Annotated in this window: 19 protein-coding genes; 15 read left to right on the top strand and 4 right to left on the bottom strand. The window is 63.2% G+C overall.

The genetic code is table 11. From position 1 onward, the window contains the following. Positions 1–3 precede the first annotated feature (3 nt). From FJ942_RS14305 to FJ942_RS14295, 3 genes are all read right to left on the bottom strand, one after another. Positions 4–651 (bottom strand): dihydrofolate reductase family protein, encoded by a 648-nt coding sequence (locus FJ942_RS14305; protein ID WP_140897997.1) that lies wholly within the window; start codon positions 649–651, stop codon positions 4–6. Positions 652–872: 221 nt separating this feature from the next. After that, positions 873–1,904 (bottom strand): porphobilinogen synthase, encoded by a 1,032-nt coding sequence (hemB, locus tag FJ942_RS14300; RefSeq protein ID WP_140631536.1) that lies wholly within the window; start codon positions 1,902–1,904, stop codon positions 873–875. Positions 1,905–1,992: 88 nt separating this feature from the next. Next, complete coding sequence (locus FJ942_RS14295) at positions 1,993–2,823, bottom strand: DUF2066 domain-containing protein (protein WP_140897995.1); 831 nt, start codon at positions 2,821–2,823, stop codon at positions 1,993–1,995. Positions 2,824–3,018: 195 nt separating this feature from the next. Between FJ942_RS14295 and FJ942_RS14290 the strand changes: the two genes are divergently transcribed. From FJ942_RS14290 to FJ942_RS14230, 13 genes are all read left to right on the top strand, one after another. Beyond that, complete coding sequence (locus FJ942_RS14290; protein WP_140494054.1) at positions 3,019–4,062, top strand: enoyl-CoA hydratase/isomerase family protein; 1,044 nt, start codon at positions 3,019–3,021, stop codon at positions 4,060–4,062. Then, entirely contained in the window at positions 4,059–4,481 is a 423-nt protein-coding gene (locus FJ942_RS14285; RefSeq protein WP_140557009.1) for a DUF6163 family protein, read from the top strand. Before FJ942_RS14290 ends, FJ942_RS14285 begins: the two co-directional genes overlap by 4 nt. Positions 4,482–4,718: 237 nt before the next feature. Continuing rightward, positions 4,719–5,234, top strand: coding sequence for a winged helix DNA-binding protein (locus FJ942_RS14280; RefSeq protein WP_013896002.1), 516 nt, complete (start codon positions 4,719–4,721; stop codon positions 5,232–5,234). 350 nt (positions 5,235–5,584) lie between these two features. After that, on the top strand, positions 5,585–6,838 hold the full coding sequence (locus FJ942_RS14275) for a murein L,D-transpeptidase (protein ID WP_140494050.1): 1,254 nt from the start codon (positions 5,585–5,587) through the stop codon (positions 6,836–6,838). 163 nt (positions 6,839–7,001) lie between these two features. After that, positions 7,002–8,642: a Na+/H+ antiporter gene (locus FJ942_RS14270; RefSeq protein WP_140897993.1), complete on the top strand. Its 1,641-nt coding sequence runs from the start codon at positions 7,002–7,004 to the stop codon at positions 8,640–8,642. A gap of 181 nt (positions 8,643–8,823) precedes the next feature. Next, a complete protein-coding gene (gene glyA / locus FJ942_RS14265; protein WP_140897991.1) occupies positions 8,824–10,137 on the top strand; it encodes a serine hydroxymethyltransferase in 1,314 nt (437 codons plus the stop codon). A gap of 81 nt (positions 10,138–10,218) precedes the next feature. Then, on the top strand, positions 10,219–10,803 hold the full coding sequence (locus tag FJ942_RS14260) for a hypothetical protein (RefSeq protein ID WP_140494043.1): 585 nt from the start codon (positions 10,219–10,221) through the stop codon (positions 10,801–10,803). Positions 10,804–10,942: 139 nt separating this feature from the next. Continuing rightward, positions 10,943–11,422, top strand: a complete 480-nt coding sequence (gene nrdR / locus FJ942_RS14255; RefSeq protein WP_010915593.1) for a transcriptional regulator NrdR — start codon at positions 10,943–10,945, stop codon at positions 11,420–11,422. Continuing rightward, a complete protein-coding gene (ribD, locus tag FJ942_RS14250) occupies positions 11,419–12,549 on the top strand; it encodes a bifunctional diaminohydroxyphosphoribosylaminopyrimidine deaminase/5-amino-6-(5-phosphoribosylamino)uracil reductase RibD (RefSeq protein WP_181168346.1) in 1,131 nt (376 codons plus the stop codon). The genes nrdR and ribD overlap by 4 nt, the downstream gene beginning before the upstream one ends. Positions 12,550–12,560: 11 nt before the next feature. Next, on the top strand, positions 12,561–13,178 hold the full coding sequence (locus FJ942_RS14245; RefSeq protein ID WP_140515697.1) for a riboflavin synthase: 618 nt from the start codon (positions 12,561–12,563) through the stop codon (positions 13,176–13,178). Positions 13,179–13,415: 237 nt separating this feature from the next. Beyond that, positions 13,416–13,910 carry a 6,7-dimethyl-8-ribityllumazine synthase gene (gene ribH / locus FJ942_RS14240; RefSeq protein ID WP_140494037.1) on the top strand — a complete coding sequence of 165 codons (495 nt, stop codon included), beginning with the start codon at positions 13,416–13,418 and terminating at the stop codon, positions 13,908–13,910. Then, the gene (gene nusB, locus FJ942_RS14235) at positions 13,907–14,407 is read left to right on the top strand and encodes a transcription antitermination factor NusB (protein WP_140494035.1); all 501 of its coding nucleotides are present in this window, start codon (positions 13,907–13,909) and stop codon (positions 14,405–14,407) included. The genes ribH and nusB overlap by 4 nt, the downstream gene beginning before the upstream one ends. Beyond that, on the top strand, positions 14,404–15,618 hold the full coding sequence (locus FJ942_RS14230) for an MFS transporter (protein WP_140556994.1): 1,215 nt from the start codon (positions 14,404–14,406) through the stop codon (positions 15,616–15,618). The genes nusB and FJ942_RS14230 overlap by 4 nt, the downstream gene beginning before the upstream one ends. Before the next feature lie 14 nt (positions 15,619–15,632). Here the strand turns inward: FJ942_RS14230 and FJ942_RS14225 are convergent, their stop codons facing one another. Then, positions 15,633–16,205 carry an NADPH-dependent FMN reductase gene (locus FJ942_RS14225; protein ID WP_140494031.1) on the bottom strand — a complete coding sequence of 191 codons (573 nt, stop codon included), beginning with the start codon at positions 16,203–16,205 and terminating at the stop codon, positions 15,633–15,635. On the opposite strand from FJ942_RS14225, the gene FJ942_RS28520 reads away from it, so the two are divergent. Next, entirely contained in the window at positions 16,122–16,331 is a 210-nt protein-coding gene (locus tag FJ942_RS28520) for a hypothetical protein (RefSeq protein ID WP_181165181.1), read from the top strand. The two genes, FJ942_RS14225 and FJ942_RS28520, sit on opposite strands and share 84 nt — an antisense overlap. A 79-nt stretch (positions 16,332–16,410) precedes the next feature. Next, positions 16,411–17,322, top strand: coding sequence for an ABC transporter substrate-binding protein (locus FJ942_RS14220; protein ID WP_140494029.1), 912 nt, complete (start codon positions 16,411–16,413; stop codon positions 17,320–17,322). Positions 17,323–17,370 lie beyond the last annotated feature (48 nt).

Here is a 17,370-nt window from a genome sequence, read left to right as displayed (position 1 = left end):
TTCCTAAGTCCGCTTGATGACGACATGCGTGGCAAGCGGCGTCGCTACTTGTTCGCTGCACGCGTAGCCGAGCTTCGGCATATCAATCCCGGCGAAGAGGTGCTCGCCGGAGCCGAGCAGCACCGGCGAGATCGCCAGATGCATCTCGTCGATGAGCCTCTCCTGGAGGTACTGCCGGATGGTGGCGACGCCGCCGCCGACCCGCACATCGCTGCCATTGGCCGCTGCCCTTGCCTGCTCGAGCGCCGAATGGATGCCATCCCTAATGAAGTAAAAGGTCGTGCCGCCCTCCATGACGATCGGCTCGCGCGCATGGTGGGTCAGCACGAAGACCGGCACATGATAGGGCGGGTTGTCGCCCCACCAGCCCTTCCAGTTTTCGTCAGGCCATTCGCCGCGGATCGGCCCGAACATGTTGCGGCCGAGGATCCAGGCGCCGACATTCTCGAAGCTGCGCGCCGCGAACGCCTCGTTGGTATCGGTTGTGCCGCCGTCGTCTCCGAGCACCATCTTGCGGAAGGTGCGGGTACCGATCATCCATTTGTGCAGGGCTTCCCCGCCGACCCCGAGCGGGTTTTTCAAATCCTGGTCGGGACCGGCGCCGTAACCGTCGAGCGACAAGGTGAATGCGTTGACGCGAAGTCTGGACATGGAAAGCCTCCTCAGACCAGTTGTATTTTGCAAGCAGTTACTTTCTAGCAAACCGATTGCAAATTGCAAGTAGTATTTTCAGCGATCGAGAAGATGCATATCCGTACTTCGCCCATGCGATGTCCAGAGTGAAAGTGGCGGCTGCCGAGACAGCCGCCATACCGGCTCATTCGCCGGTGAGTTCCATGAAGAGCATATGGTTTGAAGGCGCTGGGAGGAAACTATGCTCTCAGCATCTCCGCCACCTCAGGGGCGAAATAGGTCAAAATGCCGTCGCAGCCGGCGCGTTTGAACGCAAGAAGCGATTCCAGCATAGCCTTTTCGCCGTCGATCCAGCCATTGGCGCCCGCCGCCTTGATCATCGAATATTCGCCCGACACCTGGTAGGCGAAGGTTGGCACCGCAAATTCGTCCTTCAGCCTGCGGATGATATCGAGATAGGGCAGGCCGGGCTTGACCATCAGCATGTCGGCGCCTTCGGCCAGGTCCTGCTCGGCCTCGCGCACCGCTTCGTCTGAATTGGCGTGGTCGATGTAATAGGTCTTCTTGTCGCCCTTGAGCAGGCCGGCCGTGCCGACCGCCTCGCGGTACGGCCCGTAGAAGGCGGAGGCGAATTTCGTTGCATATGACATGATCGCCACGTCCTGGAAACCGTTTGCGTCGAGCGCGTCGCGGATGGCGCCGATGCGGCCGTCCATCATGTCGGACGGCGCGATGATGTCGGCGCCGGCCGCTGCTTGTATGACGGCCGCCGCGGTTACCTGTTCCACCGTCTCGTCATTGACGATGAGGCCGTCGCGCAGGATGCCGTCATGACCATGGCTGGTGAACGGGTCGAGCGCGGCGTCGGTGATGACGCCGATCTCGGGCACCGCGTCCTTGATCGCGCGCGTGGCGCGGTTGATGACGTTGTCGGGATCGAGGATATGCGAGCCGGTCTCGTCGCGCAGCGAAATGTCCACATTGGGAAAGGTGGCAAGCGCGGGGATGCCGAGCTTCGCCGCGCGTTCGGCCTCCTTGACGGCAAGGTCGATCGACAGGCGGAAGACGCCCGGCATGGCGGCGATCGGCTCGCGCACTTGTCTGCCGTCGACGACGAAGATCGGCCAGATCAGGTCGTCGACGGAAAGCCTGTTCTCCTGCACCAGGCGCCGCGACCAGTCGGCCTTGCGCATGCGTCGCAAGCGGCGGCTGCCGGTGATGTCGTCGACGCTGCGCGCGCCGGCAGGTTTTGCGGGGGTGAATCTGTTCATCGCCAAAACTCTCGTTTGGCCGGCTTTTATCACGCACCCGTGGTGCTGACCAATGCGACACGTTTGTGCCAGCAATCCGATCGGGTCTCTATTCGGGTTGCCCATTGCCCGAAAGGATCTGCGCCGCACCGCGCATGCCGACACGGAACGCCTCGTCGAAGCCGACGCCGCGCACTTGCCAGGCGTAGGTCTTGCCGGCCTTCGCCAGCCGCCAGTCGGCGATCCAGCCCAACTCCTTGTCGCTCCAGACGATGCTGCCGGAAAGCGCCTGGTCGGCGCCGGCCGTTTTCGCAACCCTGTCCAGCTTCGCCATGTCGGCGTCGCGCATGATCCTGTCGTCCAGCCCCGCCTTCGACAGCAGCGCTGCCGTTGGGAAGGTTACCTGCATGGCGATCGGCGCGGCGGCATTGCCGAACGACTCGCGCATCAGCACGCCGCGCTCGTCATCGGCATCGAGCGCGAAATGCCTGACGCCGCGCTCGGTCGACAAGAACACCGCCAGCCGTGGCCTTTCGGTCAGCCATGGCCTGCTGCCGAGCGAAGCCAGCACCGGATCGATCATCGCCGGGCTGTACTGGCAGTAAAGATTGTGAGGCCGATCATACGTGCCCTGATCGTCATGGTTGGGAATGCCTTCCATGCGATCGCGGTAGCGAAAGGCCGCCACGAAGCTGCCGGCCTTGTCGCGCAGCGCCGCCATCTCCGGTTTCGCCGGCAGGCGCTGGTCGCCGGAAACCCGGACCAGAACCGCGTCGAGGCAACGTTTGAAGCCGGCCTGGCGGTTCTTCTCGTACCGACCGTTGACGATGGTCTGCGACTGGTAAAGATCGGCGAGGCTTGCCGCCAGGGTCGGTTGCAAAGCCAGGCAAATGACGATCAGCCCGATCGTCATCGGCACGAGGCGCGCAAATCCAGCCATGAGCAACACCCCTTTGGAAACCCGCTACAGCTGCGCAGTCGCCGTGGGGTTCCCGGCGTTGCGGCCACAACGGCTCTTTTAGCACTAGGCTCCGGCACGAGCCAAGACGCGCTGCCGGCATGCCGGCATTGACGCGGCCATGGGCCACGCTTTAGCACTTCAGTCCCGGCGGAGCGGGGGAGGGATTCTTTCACGATGGATTTTGGCGGAGGCGACGAGATCCGCTTCGAACATCTGGGCCGGGCCGGCATCGTCACGTTGACGCGGCCGCGGGCACTCAATGCGGTCACGCACGGGATGGTCAACGCGCTCGCCAAGGCATTGCACGCTTGGGAGCGGGACTGGAGCGTCGATGTCGTCGTCGTCAAGGCCGAGGGTAGGGCGTTTTCGGCCGGCGGCGACATTCTCCACATCTATGAGGCCGGCCGGGCCGGTAAGCCGCCTGTCGAGTTCTTCGCCGACGAGTATCGGCTGAACGCCCAGATCGCGCGTTTCAAAAAACCTTATGTGGCGCTGATCGACGGCATCGTCATGGGCGGCGGCGTCGGCATCTCCTTTCATGGATCGCACCGGGTGATGACGGAAAATGCGCAGTTCGCCATGCCGGAGGTGGGTATCGGCTTTTTCCCGGATGTCGGCGCCAGCCATCTGCTGCCCGATCTTGGAGGTTCCTTCGGCATGTACCTGGCGCTAACCGGCAATCGTATCCGCTATGGCGACGCGTTGTGGTCCGGGCTGGCCACGCATACGATCAAGGCGCAGGACCAGGCTGGCTTTCTCGACCAGCTCGCCGCCACCGGCGATCCCGAATCGGTGCTGCGCGGCTTCTTCATCCCGGCGAAGCGCGAGACGGACAGGCAGGTGCTGGAGGCGATCGCCCATCACTTCGCGCAGGCGTCGCTTGCCGATATCATCGGCAGCCTGGAGCAGGCGGCAGGGAGCGATGAGTTTGCGGCAAGGACGCTGGCGACGATCCTGACGCGCTCGCCGACCAGCCTTCGTGTCGCCTGGCGCCAGATCACTGCCGGCCTGACGCTGCCGATGGATCAATGCATGAAGATGGAGTTCCGCATCCTCAACCGGATGCTCGCGGGCCACGATTTCTACGAAGGCATACGCGCCACCATCATCGAAAAGGGTTCCAAGCCGCAATGGCTGCCGGCAACCCTCGATGCGGTCGACGACGCGGATGTCGATGCCTATTTTGCCTCGCTCGGTGAACGGGAACTCGCGCTATGAGTGAGGTGACGTCCAGACGCGTCGTGCTTCAGCCTTCAGGGGTGGAGGTTATCTTCGCCTGGTTCCAGCGAATCATATCAGGATACTGCCTGCTGTTCGGTATCCTGTACTGGATCAGGCTTATCGGCTTCTATCCCGGCTCGCTGTGGCGCTTCGACCTGATGCCGGTCCACTGGCAGGTGACAGCGGTGATGCTCGCCGTGTTTTTTCCCTTTGCCGCAGCCGGCCTATGGATGCTGGCTTCCTGGGGGCCGGTGATCTGGTTCATCTGCGCCGCGACGGAGATCGTCATGTATGCCGGCTTTCCCGAACTCTTCGGCCGCCGTCCGCTCATCGTCGTCTCGCATGCGGGGGTGGCGCTGCTCTATGTCGTTTTCCGCCTCGTCATCTATCTGCAGAAGCGGTCGCCCCGGACCTGAAGCCGGCACGCGCCGCCGGCGATCCGGCGGATCGGATTTCGCCCTGAAATCATTGGCTAAATCTTTAGGTTAATTATCCTTGCTCGAGTGACCGTTCGTTAAGCGTCTTGCGAAACCTATTACCGGTAAGCTCTTGTTAGCCTTGGCGTTTAAGTCGAATTTTATGAGTATTCGATAGTGTCGCGATCAAGGTGAAAAACAAAAAATCACCAGGGCGACAAACGAGAGGCAAAGACAATGATCAATTCGCGTCCGGCGGCAAAGACCGCCAACGTTTCCGACGATCGCCGCGAGGCAATCCGTTCCCTTTACATGGAATCGCTCCAACTGGTCGAGCGCCTGCACCGCCGTCTGCTCGACGTGATCAAGGACGAGTTCGACCGCAATGGCCGTTCCGACATCAACGCCATCCAGGCGCTGCTGCTCTTCAACATCGGCAATTCGGAGCTGACCGCCGGCGAGTTGCGCTCGCGGGGCTACTATCTCGGCTCGAACGTCTCCTACAATCTCAAGAAGCTTGTCGATCTCGGCTTCATCAACCACCAGCGCTCGCGCATCGACCGTCGTTCGGTCCGCGTCTCGCTGACGCCGAAGGGCAACGAGGTGGCGGACGTGGTCGCCGGTCTCTATGAGCGCCATGTCGGCTCGATCGAGCAGGTCGGCGGCATCAACACCGACGAATTCAAGCAGATGAACCGTGCCCTCCAGCGCCTCGACCGCTTCTGGAACGACACCATCGCTTACCGGATGTAAGCCACATCCCCAATCAGAAGCCGCGCCACAGAAGCGCGGCCGCAACAGCGACCTCCAGTCAGGGCCGGTGCCGAAAAGCATCGGTCTTTTCTTTTCGTTGCGCTGGCCGAAGCAAATTGGGGGCCAAGGCCACGTTGCCGCCATATTCCAATGGAACCGAAGATGGCAGTGATGCTGTGGTGAAGACCATGAGTTCACCCGCAGCCGCGGTAGCCTTGCGCGTTTTCACACCGAGGTGATGCGGACCATGGTTGGCTAATTGTTAAGATTGCCAATTTTAGAGTGCGGGCGAGATCGCCCGATGATCAACGCAGCAAGTGTTCGAACTGCTACAAATGTCTGGAACGTCCATGAGAACCAGCCGCCGTTTCTTCCTTTCCGGAGCCTCCGCGCTCGCAGCCGCCGTTGTTGCCGGCCGCGCCAGCGCGCAGGACGTGATCGGGGACATCCTGAAGTCCTCGGCGCGCGGCAACTGGGACGATCAGTTCGACGCCCGCGCCAGCGCAGGCGGCAAGGTGGCCTCGACGCTGCCGATCTTCAGCCCGCAGACCGTCGCCTTCACCGAACAGGCTGTGGCGCAGTACCAGAACATTGTCGGGCAGGGCGGCTGGGTCGAGGTTCCCGCGACCAAGAAACTGCAGCTCGGCGTCGACGACCCCGATGTCGTGCCGCTGCGCAAGCGCCTGATGGTCGCCGGCGACCTGTCGCAGAGCGCCGGCATCTCGACGGCCTTCGATTCCTATGTCGACTCGGCGGTCAAGCGCTTCCAATTGCGCCACGGCCTGCCGGCCGACGGAGCGCTGGGCAAATATACCTACGCGGCGATGAACGTTTCGGCGCAGATCCGGCTCGGCCAGTTGCAAACCAATCTCCAGCGATTGAAGGAGAAGGCGGGCACGCTTGGCAGCCGTTATGTGCTGGTCGATATTCCGGCAGCGCAGGTCGAGGCGGTCGAGAACGATCGCGTCGTGCTTCGCCATACCGCGATCGTCGGCAAGATCGATCGCCAGACACCGATCGTCAATTCCAAGATCAACGAGATCATCGTCAATCCATATTGGAACGCGCCGGTGTCGATCGTGCGCAAGGACATCATCCCATTGATGCGCAAGGACCCCGATTATCTCAAGAACAGCCATATTCGCCTGTTTGCGCCAGATGGCAGCGAAGTCGATCCGATGAATGTGGACTGGTCGACCGATGACGCGGCCAAGTACCGTTTCCGCCAGGATCCCGGTTCGGACAACGCCATGGCGTCGGTGAAGATCAATTTCCCGAGCCCGGACGGCGTCTACATGCACGATACGCCGCAGCAGAGCCTGTTCGGCAAGATGATGCGCTTCGATTCCTCGGGTTGCGTACGCGTGCAAAACGTGCGCGACCTCGTCACTTGGATCCTGCGCGACACGCCCGGCTGGGACCGTCAGCATTTCGAGGCTGCGATCAAGACCGGCGAAAACACGCCGGTCCAGGTCACCAACCCGGTGCCGGTGCATTTCCTCTATCTCTCGGCTTGGTCGACGGGCCCCGGCGTCGTCCAGTTCCGCGACGACATATATGGCCTCGACGGAAACAACGAGCTGCAGATCACTTCGTCGCTTTAAGCGATTGATTATTCAGGAAAAAGGCCGCTCTTGAGCGGCCTTTTTATGTCGCCGTCGCCAAGCCGTTCACACCGCCGCTGACCTCCAACTCTGCGTAGGCGCGCTCCGGCTGGACGAAGCGCGGGCGATTGCGCATGGTCGGCAAAACTGCCGGAATCGGACCATGCAAGTTGCCGTCTTCATCCTCGTCGTGCTCGTCCTGGTGGCGCTTTCCGGTGCATTGGTGCGGCTGGTGCGGGTGCCGCTGCCGGTGCTGCAGATCGCCATGGGTGCTGCGCTGGCCTGGCCGGCGCGCGGGCTGCATGTCGAGATCGATCCGGAACTGTTCCTGCTCGTATTCATTCCGCCGCTTCTGTTCGCCGATGCCTTTGCTGCGCCCAAACGCGAGCTTGTCGCCTTGCGTGGCCCCATCCTCGACCTTGCCATTGGACTGGTCTTCTTCACCATCGTCGGATTTGGCTACGCCTTGCATTGGCTCGTGCCCAGCATCCCGCTCGTCGTCGCTTTCGCGCTCGCCGCGGTGCTGTCGCCGACCGACGCGGTGGCGGTGTCTTCCATAGTCGACAGGAACATCGTTCCGGCGCGGCTGATGCACATATTGGAAGGCGAGTCGCTGCTCAACGACGCGTCGGGTCTGGTCATGTTCCGCTTTGCCGTGGTGGCGGCATTGACCGGCAGCTTTTCCTTTGCCGCGGCCTCGCTGAGCTTTCTTTATGCCGTGGCTGCCGGCATTCTCGCCGGCATGGCGGCGCTGTTCGTTGCCGCCAAGGCGCTGCAACTGCTCAACCGCATCGGCGGCGTGCCGGCGGAGGCGCAGGTTCTGATCATGATCCTGGTGCCTTTCGTCTCCTATCTCGGCGCCGAGCATATCGGCGCCTCGGGCATCCTGGCGGCGGTCACCGCCGGCCTGTTGACCGGAGTTTCCGGCATGTTCCGCTTTCTCGGTGTCTCGGCGCGCATGCAGACGATGTCGCTGTGGTCGACGCTGTCCTTCGTCTTCAACGGCGCGCTCTTCATTCTGCTTGGCCTGCAATTTCCCGATATCATCCGTAAGGTGCCGCCGGAGTTGTCCAGCCGGCACTGGATCATCGAGCCGGTGCTGACAGTCCTGCTGCTGACCCTTTGCCTGATCGGCCTGCGTTTCCTGTGGATATGGATCGGCGACATGGCGGGCGCCATGGCGGCGCGGCTCGGCAAGCGAAAGGCCGAGCCGTTCGGCCTGCGCGTGCGGCTCGCCGGATCGGTCGCCGGCGTGCGCGGAGCGATCACGTTGGCCGGTATCCTGTCGCTGCCGCTCACCTTGCAGGACGGCTCGCCGTTCCCGGCCCGCGACGTGGTGATCTTCCTCGCCGCCGGGGTCATCATCTGCTCGCTGGCCATCGCCAGCCTCGCGCTGCCGAAGATCGCTCGCGGGCTGGTCGAACCGGGCGAGGACCCGGCAGCGGCCGAGGAGCGCCGGGCGCGGGTCGGCGCAGCCAATGCGGCGATCGCCAGGATCGAGAGCATCGCCAATGAGGCAGGCGAGGGCGGGGCCGTCGAGGCACGGCTCGCCGTTGCCGACAGCATCGTCGCCGGCTACCGGCGCCGCATCGCCGCCTCCGACGAGGCCGACGAAGCGCGTGCCGAGGCGCGTGAGGCGAGCCGTCTGGAGCTTGAACTCAGGGCGGCCGGCATAGAAGCCGAGCGCGCCGCGCTACGCGCCATGTTTCTCAGCCGCGAGATCAATGACCATACGATGCGGGCGCTGTTTTCCGAGATCACCTTGACCGAGGCTCTTCTGAAGCAGCGGCGCGACAGGAAATAACGGTTCGCCGCTCTGCTTGCCGCAATCGGGCCAGCAAATTTCGCGCCGCAAACGTGGCGAGGCGAAAACAACTGTGTTAATGGCGCGGCGAACCCAATCCTGTCACACAAAAATGTGCAGGGGTTTGGGACAACGGCATGCGCAAGACAAAACCGACCTCCGGACCTAAGGAATTCAGGCCATGGCAACAGCAGCGGCAGCGTCGAACAAATTCGAATCCTTCTTCGAAACCACGCTGGAAGATGCCGATCCGGAAATTTTCGGCGCGATCCGCAACGAACTCGGACGCCAGCGCCACGAGATCGAACTGATCGCGTCTGAGAACATCGTCTCGCGCGCCGTGCTCGAAGCGCAGGGTTCGATCATGACCAACAAATACGCCGAGGGTTATCCGGGCAAGCGCTACTATGGCGGCTGCCAGTTCGTGGATGTCGCCGAGGAGCTGGCGATCGAGCGCGCGAAAAAACTGTTCGGCTGCAACTTCGCCAATGTGCAGCCCAATTCCGGCAGCCAGATGAACCAGGCGGTGTTCCTGGCTCTCTTGCAGCCGGGGGACACCTTCATGGGCCTCGACCTCAATTCCGGCGGGCATTTGACGCACGGCTCGCCAGTCAACATGAGCGGCAAATGGTTCAAGGTCGTGTCCTACGGCGTGCGCAAGGACGACCACCTGCTCGACATGGACGCCATCGAGAAGACGGCGCATGAGACGAAGCCGAAGCTGATCCTGGCCGGCGGCACCGCCTATTCGCGCATCTGGGACTGGAAGCGCTTTCGCGAGATCGCCGATGCGGTCGGCGCCTACCTCATGGTTGATATGGCCCACATCGCCGGCCTCGTCGCCGGCGGCGTGCATCCCTCGCCGCTGCCGCATGCCCATGTGGTGACGACCACCACGCACAAGTCGCTGCGCGGCCCGCGCGGCGGCATGATCCTGTGCAACGACGAGGAGATCGCCAAGAAGATGAACTCGGCGGTGTTCCCCGGCCTGCAGGGCGGACCGCTGATGCATGTCATCGCCGCCAAGGCGGTTGCCTTCGGCGAGGCGCTGAAGCCGAGCTTCAAGCTCTATGCCGAGAGCGTCGCCGCCAACGCCAAGGCGCTGGCGTCCAGCCTACAGGAGACTGGCCTCGACATCGTGTCGGGCGGCACCGACAACCACCTGATGCTGGTCGACCTGCGCCCCAAGAATGCCACCGGCAAGCGCGCCGAGGCAGCGCTTGGGCGCGCCAACATCACTTGCAACAAGAACGGCATCCCCTTCGACCCGGAAAAGCCCTTCGTCACCTCCGGCGTGCGGCTCGGCACGCCCGCCGGCACAACGCGCGGCTTCGGCCAGGCCGAGTTCCGCGAAGTAGGCAAGCTGATCGCCGAGGTGCTGGATGGCCTCAAGGCCGCCAATTCCGATGAGGGCAATGCCTCGGTCGAGGCCGCGGTCAAGGCCAAGGTCGTGGCGCTGACCGATCGATTCCCGCTCTACCCTTATCTCGGTTGACCTCGCGCCACGCGTCATCTCTTATTCGCCAGCGGCGCGCCGACCCCCGATCGGTCGACGCGCCGAACTGGAGACCAGACGATGCGTAATTTCCGTCCCGCCATCCTTGGCGCCCATGGCTTGCTGGCCGTTTCCCTGACATTGCCCGGGACTGCCCTTGCGCAGACCGCCCCTGAAGTGCCCGCCACCGCTACCTTCGGCAGATGGACAACCATCGTCGATACGCTCGACACCGGGCAGGATGCGCGCAAGACCTGCGCCGCTTCGACTGCCTTTTTCGATGCCAGCGGCAATTCGGGCACGCTGACGCTGTCGATCTCGAACGGCGACGCCATGCCGCCGGACGCCTACCCGGCCATCATGCTTATTGTCGACAACCGGAACCTGCCCACTGGCAAGAAGATCGCCGCGACTTTTGGTGATCCTGGCGTCAAGGTTTCCGCCACCGTCTATTCGAACGATGCCGTGAACGGCCGTCCCAGCTGGACGGTCGACAACCAGCCCAAGACCAGTCTCGCGCTCTTGCGAGCCATGCGCAAAGTCACCTCGCTCGATGTCGCTTTCGGCAAAGAGGCTTTCGCCAGCATTCCGATGGACGGCTTCACTAAAGCCTACCGCAACCTCGGCACATCATGCGGCTTTCCGACCAAGGACGTTGCACCCTAGCCAAGCGCGCGAAGGCGGGTGCTGGCAATCTGCCTCGCGGCTCGCTATCTCTGACGCGAAAGGGTCTGCGTGCCTTGCCATCGTGGCAAAAGGCTCTAAGCCTTTTCGCCTCACCAGATTCGTGAACCCAAGGCTCTCAATGCGCTGTCCCTATTGCCAGTCCGAAGATACGCAGGTGAAGGATTCGCGCCCCGCCGAGGATGGCGCGGCGATCCGCAGGCGTCGCGTCTGCCCCGATTGCGGCGGCCGTTTCACCACCTTCGAGCGCGTGCAGTTGCGCGACCTCGTCGTGGTCAAGAAGTCGGGGCGAAAAGTGCCTTTCGACCGCGACAAGCTCTTGCGCTCCGTCGAGATCGCGGTGCGCAAGCGCAATGTCGATCCCGAGCGCATTGATCGTGCCGTGACCGGCATCGTGCGCCAGCTGGAAAGCTCCGGCGAGACCGAAGTGGCCTCGGGCGAGGTTGGGCGGCTGGTCATGGAAGCGCTGAAGTCGCTCGACGACGTCGCCTACGTCCGCTTCGCCTCGGTCTACCGCAATTTCCGCGAGGCCAAGGATTTCCATGAGCTGCTGGGGGAATTGAAAGGCGACGAGGACAAGAGCGAAGAGGACGCTGGCTGAGCATGGCGGAACACAGCGAGGCCGGACAGGCAGCCCTTGACCGCCGTTTCATGGCAGCCGCACTCAGACTGTCGCGCAGGAATGCGGGCCGGACCTCAACCAATCCTTCCGTTGGTACACTCATCGTGCGCGACGATGGCTTGGGCCCGATGATTGTCGGCACCGGCGTCACCGCTGTCGGCGGCCGCCCGCATGCCGAGACCGAGGCGCTCGCCGAAGCGGGCGAACTGGCGCGCGGCGCCACCGCCTACGTCACGCTGGAGCCTTGCGCGCATCACGGACGCACGCCGCCTTGCGCCAACGCTCTGGTCAATGCCGGCATCGCGCGCGTCGTTGGCGCCGCCAGCGACCCCGATCCGCGCGTGTCAGGCCAAGGCTACGCGATCCTGCGCACCGCGGGCGTCGATGTTGTGGAGAATGTCCTGGCGGCGGAGGCCGCCGAGCAGATGGCCGGCTATCTCATTCGATCGCTTAGGAAACGGCCGGAAGTGACTCTCAAGCTAGCGCTTTCCAGCGACGGCAAGATCGGCATGGAAGGGGTTGGGCAGGTGTCGATCACAGGCGACATTGCGCGCCGCGAAGTCTATTTGATGCGCGCCGAGGCTGATGCCATCCTGGTCGGCATTGGCACGGCGCTGGAAGACGACCCGGCGCTGACGGTGCGTCTGCCGGGATTGGAGAACCGGTCGCCGGCGCGCATTGTGCTGGACCGCCAGATCAGGCTGCCTGAGACTTCGAAACTGGTGTCCGGTGTCGACAGGGTGCCGCTCTACGTCGCGGCTTGCCTGGAAGCGGATCCTCTGCGGCGGGCAACGCTCGAACGCGCCGGCGTGCGTTTCATCGGCACCGAGACGCATGAAGGCGGCGTGGCGCTGCCGGAACTGCTCGAGGATCTTGCCGCGCTCGGCATGGCCAGCGTGCTGGTCGAAGGCGGAGCCAGGGTGGCCAGCGCCTTCCTGTCGGAAGGCCTGGTCGACCGCATCGTGCTGTTCCGGGGGCCGGAGGCGATCGGCAAGGGGGGCATTGCATCGCCCATCGATGCCAACCATGTCCCAGCGGGATTTCGCAAACTGCGCGAGATGCGGTTCGGCGAGGACAGCTACGCCGAGTGGATAAGAGACTTTTAGGATCAACACCGATGTTTACCGGCATTGTTACAGACATAGGTACCGTCGCGGCCGTCAAGCCGCTGCGGGAAGGCGTGGGATTGCGTATCGACACCGCCTATGATCCCGAAACCATCGCCATCGGCGCCTCGATATCATGCGGCGGCGTTTGCCTTACCGTGACGGCCTTGCCCGACAGCGGCTCGAACGCGCGCTGGTTCGAAGTCGAGGCCTGGGAGGAGGCGCTCCGGCTGACGACGGCGATGGGCTGGAAATCGGGCACGCGGATCAATCTGGAGCGGGCGTTGAAGATCGGCGACGAGCTTGGCGGCCACATCGTGTCGGGCCATGTCGACGGTACCGCCGAGATCGTCGAGCGCAAGGATGAAGGCGACGCCGTTCGCTTCACGCTGGAAGCGCCGCGCGGGCTGGCGAAGTTCATCGCGCCGAAAGGCTCCGTCGCGCTCGACGGTACCTCGCTCACCGTCAACAAGGTGGAAGGCACCCGCTTCGACGTGCTTCTGATCCACCATTCGCTGACCGTCACCACCTGGGGTGAGCGCCAGGTCGGCGACCGCGTCAATCTCGAGATAGACACCATGGCCCGCTATGCGGCCCGCCTGGCGGAAGCGGCGAAAGAGGGGCTTTGAGCATCGCCGAGCTGTTCATGAGGAACTAGCGGTGATGGAAAACAGGAATTCCAAAGTGCAAGCGCGGCTGGGGTGGCCGATGTAGATGCTGGCCGAGTAGTGGCCCACGCCATTGTTGCCTGGGCTCAAAGCCTCGCTACAGACTGTCCGATCTCGGTACCCCGTCCCAATGAGGCAATCTTGTGCTTGCGATCAATCCGGCTTCGGCCTAAGTCACCGGCGATCCCGGAGACATTTATGGCTGGCACATCCCAACACGGCAAAGCGTTCATTCGCCCGAAGAAGAAGGCCCACCTTCTCGTTATCGAGGCACGCTTCCACGACGATCTTGCCGACGCGCTGCTCGAAGGCGCGACGAGCGCGCTTGACGAAGCGGGTGCGACCTACGACGTCGTCACCGTTCCAGGTTCGCTCGAAATTCCCGCCGTCATTACCTTCGCGCTGGACGGCGCGGCGGAAGGCGGCATGAACTATGACGGCTTCGTCGCGCTTGGCACCGTCGTCCGCGGGGACACCTATCACTTCGATATCGTCGCCAATGAATCCAGCCGCGCACTGATGGACCTGTCCGTGCAGGACTCGGTCTGTATCGGCAACGGCATCCTGACCACGGAAAACGACGCGCAGGCCTGGACGCGAGCCAAGCGTTCGGAGGGCGACAAGGGTGGCTTTGCCGCGCGCGCGGCGCTGACCATGATCGCGCTCAAGGAACGACTGGGAGCGCGATCGTGAGCGACCCCGCTTCGCCCGGACAGCCCACGGTGCGCCACGCCAACAAGCGCGGCGCGGCGCGGCTTGCCGCCGTGCAGGCCCTCTATCAGATGGATGTCGCCGGCAGCGGCGTCTTCGAGATCACTGCCGAATACGAAGCGTTTCGCCTTGGCAAGGAAGTCGATGGCGCGCTTTACCGCGAGGCGGATGCCCAATGGTTCCGCGCCATCCTCACCGGTGTCGTCGAGGACCAGAAAACCATCGATCCGGTTATCCGCCAGGCGCTGACCGATGACTGGCCGCTGTCGCGCCTCGATTCGACACTGCGCGCAATCCTGCGCGCCGGTGTCTACGAACTGATGAAGCGCGAAGACGTGCCGGTGGCGGTGATCGTTTCCGAATACGTCGATATCGCCAAGGCTTTCTACGAGGAAGACGAGCCGAAGCTGGTCAACGCCGTGCTCGATCGCGTCTCCCGTCGGGTGCGTGGCGAGGGACGCGGCAAGGACGCTTCATGACGGCGGTCGCCATCGAGGCGGCCAGGGAGGCGCGGCGCACCGCGTTGATCCTCGCCGCCTCGCAGGCGATCATCGGTTCGGCAGCGCCCATCGCCATCTCCATGGGCGCGCTTGCCGGTCAATATCTGCTCGGCCCGGACAAGTCGCTGGCGACGGCGCCGATCACCGGCTTCAATCTCGGCGTGGCACTCGGTGCGCTGCCGGCGGCGGCCATCATCCGCGCCATGGGCCAGCGCGGCGGCTTCGTGACCGGTACGATCATCACCGCGCTTGGCGGTCTGGTCGCGACGCTGGCACTCTTCCATGGCAGTTTTTGGCTGTTTGCCTTCGGCCTGACGGTGATCGGTGTCGGTGGCGCCTTCGTCCAGCAGTTCCGCTTTGCCGCCGCCGACAATGCGCCGCCGCAGTTCAAGGCGCGCGCCATCTCCTTCGTGCTGGCGGGCGGCATCATCACCGCCATTCTCGGACCGCAGATCGTCATCTTCACCCGCGAGTTGTTCGCACCGGTGATGTTTGCCGGTTCGTTCGCATCCATCCTGGTGCTAGCCGCCGTCGGCGCGGCGATCCTGTCATTGCTGCGCCTGCCGGCGAGGGCCGCCGCCGGCGGAACGGAAATTGCCGGCAGCGATGCCCGGCCCTTGGCCGAGATCGTCACGCAGCCGCGTTTCGTCGCGGCACTCTTCTGCGCGGTCGGCAGCTATGCCCTGATGAGCTTCGTCATGACCGGCGCGCCGCTCGCCATGGTCGGCTGCGGCCTGTCGGAGGACGATGCGACGCTCGGCATTTCGTGGCATGTCATGGCAATGTTCGGGCCGAGCTTCTTCACCGGATCGCTGATCCATCGCTTCGGTGCTGAACGCATTGTCGCGGTCGGCCTCCTGCTGCTGATCGGCTGTGCGGTCGTCGCGCTGTCCGGCTTGGCGCTATGGCAATTCTGGACGGCGCTGATCCTGCTCGGCCTCGGCTGGAATTTCGGCTTCATCGGCGCCACGGCCATGGTCGCGGCAAGCTACCGGCCTTCCGAAAAGGGCAAGGTGCAGGGGTTCCACGACTTCGTCCTGTTCGGCTCCGTGGCCTGCGCCTCGCTGATGTCGGGCATGGTCTACAATGCCTGGGGCTGGACCATGCTGAACTGGATGATCTTTCCCGTCACCGTGCTATGCTTCGTCGCGCTCGGCGCGCTGAGGATTGCGAGCTTGCGTCTGGCTTGACGCCCAATTTGAATCTATGCGTCCGGCGGCAGAACCTGAAGCACTCGCGCTATGAACATGTGAAACTCAGCCATGTAGTTGCGCAGGAAGTCCTCAGTGGATTCGACCGTCACCTCGCCGTCGTCGGTGATCAGCCCCGGCGTGAACTGTATGTAGGCTTCAGGCGCGTTCATCTGGGGCGAATTGCAGAAACTCAGAACGCTTCGAAGGCTTTGTTGGGCGACGGCGGTCGCGATGGCGCCCGGCGATGTTCCGATGACGGCCGACGGTTTGCGCGCGAACGAATTCTTGCCGTAGGGCCGACTGGCCCAGTCGATTGCGTTCTTCAATCCACCAGGGATCGAGCGGTTGTACTCCGGGGTGACGAACAATACGGCCTGGACGGAGGCGATCGCCTTTTTGAAATCCCGGGCTGCCGGTGGGAAGTCGGCGTCATAGTCGTAGCTGTACAGTGGCAGATCCTTGAAGGCGATTTCGGTCATGTCGAGTTCGGGAGGGGCAAGTTGAACGAGCGCCTTCGCGAGCTTGCGGTTGATGGATTCCCGGGCAAGACTGCCGATGAGGTAACCGACTTTGTGTATGGCCATGACACGCTCTCCGTGTTTGCCACCCGCACCCTCACCGCATTATCCGCCAGATGGCAGCAGATCGCCAGCGTCGCGTCGCAATTGGCCTTCCGAACAAAAATATTGCGTCTGTACCACTTGTTATGAAACCGTGTGCCCCGACGAGACGTTGGAGCCGTGCTCATATGCGGCACCGAATTCCGGTTCACAGCAAGGGATTTTCACAATGTTTTCAATCAAGCTTCTGGCTGGCGCGGCGCTCGCGCTCGGCATCACGGCGGCATCGGCGAATGCTCAGGTGGTTGTTTCCTCAAAGATCGACACCGAGGGCGGCGTGCTAGGCAATATCATCCAGCTCGTCCTCAACGCCAACAACATCAAGACCACTGACCGCATCCAGCTCGGCGGCACGCCGGTAGTGCGCAAGGCGATCACCGCCGGCGAGATCGACATCTATCCCGAATACACCGGCAATGCCGCCTTCTTCTTCGAGAAGGCCGACGACCCGGTCTGGAAGGACGCCGCCAAGGCCTATGAGACGGCCAAGAAGCTCGATTACGACGCCAACAAGATCGTCTGGCTGTCGCCGTCGCCGGCCAACAACACCTGGGCGATCGCACTGCGCAAGGAGGTGGCCGAAACCAACAAGCTCGCCACCCTGTCCGATTTCGGCAAATATGTCGCCGGCGGCGGCAAGGTGGTGCTCGCGGCCTCGGCCGAGTTCGTCAATTCAGCCGCGGCCCTGCCGGCGTTCCAGACCACCTACGGCTTCACGTTGAAGCCTGACCAGTTGATCACGCTCTCCGGCGGCGACACGGCCGCGACCATCGCGGCGGCAGCCAACCAGACCAATGGCGCCAACGCCGCCATGGTCTACGGCACTGACGGCGGCATCGCGCCCTCCGGGCTGGTCGTGCTCGACGACGACAAGGGCGTGCAGCCGGTCTACCAGCCGGCGCCGATCATCCGCGAGGCGGTGCTGAAGGAGCATCCCGAGATCGAGACGTTGTTGAAGCCGGTCTTCGCCAAGCTCGACCTCATCACGCTGCAGGAACTCAACGGCCGCGTCCAGGTCGGCGGTGAGCCGGTCAAGGGTGTGGCGGAAGACTTTTTGAAAAAGAACGGGTTCTTGAAGTAGACAGCGCTTGGCTGACCGTGATGCTGGCCTTGCGCAGAGTTCACAATT

This window comes from Mesorhizobium sp. B2-4-2 (assembly GCF_006442845.1).
In the GTDB taxonomy this organism is placed as follows: domain Bacteria; phylum Pseudomonadota; class Alphaproteobacteria; order Rhizobiales; family Rhizobiaceae; genus Mesorhizobium.
This window is presented reverse-complemented; position numbering and strand designations above follow the sequence as displayed.

What these genes read in the sequence shown, in the direction of transcription:
- FJ942_RS14305 (WP_140897997.1), bottom strand. Translation starts at nt 651, where the DNA reads ATGTCCAGACTTCGCGTCAACGCATTCACCTTGTCGCTCGACGGTTAC.
- hemB (WP_140631536.1), bottom strand. Translation starts at nt 1,904, where the DNA reads ATGAACAGATTCACCCCCGCAAAACCTGCCGGCGCGCGCAGCGTCGAC.
- FJ942_RS14295 (WP_140897995.1), bottom strand. Translation starts at nt 2,823, where the DNA reads ATGGCTGGATTTGCGCGCCTCGTGCCGATGACGATCGGGCTGATCGTC.
- FJ942_RS14290 (WP_140494054.1), top strand. Translation starts at nt 3,019, where the DNA reads ATGGATTTTGGCGGAGGCGACGAGATCCGCTTCGAACATCTGGGCCGG.
- FJ942_RS14285 (WP_140557009.1), top strand. Translation starts at nt 4,059, where the DNA reads ATGAGTGAGGTGACGTCCAGACGCGTCGTGCTTCAGCCTTCAGGGGTG.
- FJ942_RS14280 (WP_013896002.1), top strand. Translation starts at nt 4,719, where the DNA reads ATGATCAATTCGCGTCCGGCGGCAAAGACCGCCAACGTTTCCGACGAT.
- FJ942_RS14275 (WP_140494050.1), top strand. Translation starts at nt 5,585, where the DNA reads ATGAGAACCAGCCGCCGTTTCTTCCTTTCCGGAGCCTCCGCGCTCGCA.
- FJ942_RS14270 (WP_140897993.1), top strand. Translation starts at nt 7,002, where the DNA reads ATGCAAGTTGCCGTCTTCATCCTCGTCGTGCTCGTCCTGGTGGCGCTT.
- glyA (WP_140897991.1), top strand. Translation starts at nt 8,824, where the DNA reads ATGGCAACAGCAGCGGCAGCGTCGAACAAATTCGAATCCTTCTTCGAA.
- FJ942_RS14260 (WP_140494043.1), top strand. Translation starts at nt 10,219, where the DNA reads ATGCGTAATTTCCGTCCCGCCATCCTTGGCGCCCATGGCTTGCTGGCC.
- nrdR (WP_010915593.1), top strand. Translation starts at nt 10,943, where the DNA reads ATGCGCTGTCCCTATTGCCAGTCCGAAGATACGCAGGTGAAGGATTCG.
- FJ942_RS14245 (WP_140515697.1), top strand. Translation starts at nt 12,561, where the DNA reads ATGTTTACCGGCATTGTTACAGACATAGGTACCGTCGCGGCCGTCAAG.
- ribH (WP_140494037.1), top strand. Translation starts at nt 13,416, where the DNA reads ATGGCTGGCACATCCCAACACGGCAAAGCGTTCATTCGCCCGAAGAAG.
- FJ942_RS14230 (WP_140556994.1), top strand. Translation starts at nt 14,404, where the DNA reads ATGACGGCGGTCGCCATCGAGGCGGCCAGGGAGGCGCGGCGCACCGCG.
- FJ942_RS14225 (WP_140494031.1), bottom strand. Translation starts at nt 16,205, where the DNA reads ATGGCCATACACAAAGTCGGTTACCTCATCGGCAGTCTTGCCCGGGAA.
- FJ942_RS14220 (WP_140494029.1), top strand. Translation starts at nt 16,411, where the DNA reads ATGTTTTCAATCAAGCTTCTGGCTGGCGCGGCGCTCGCGCTCGGCATC.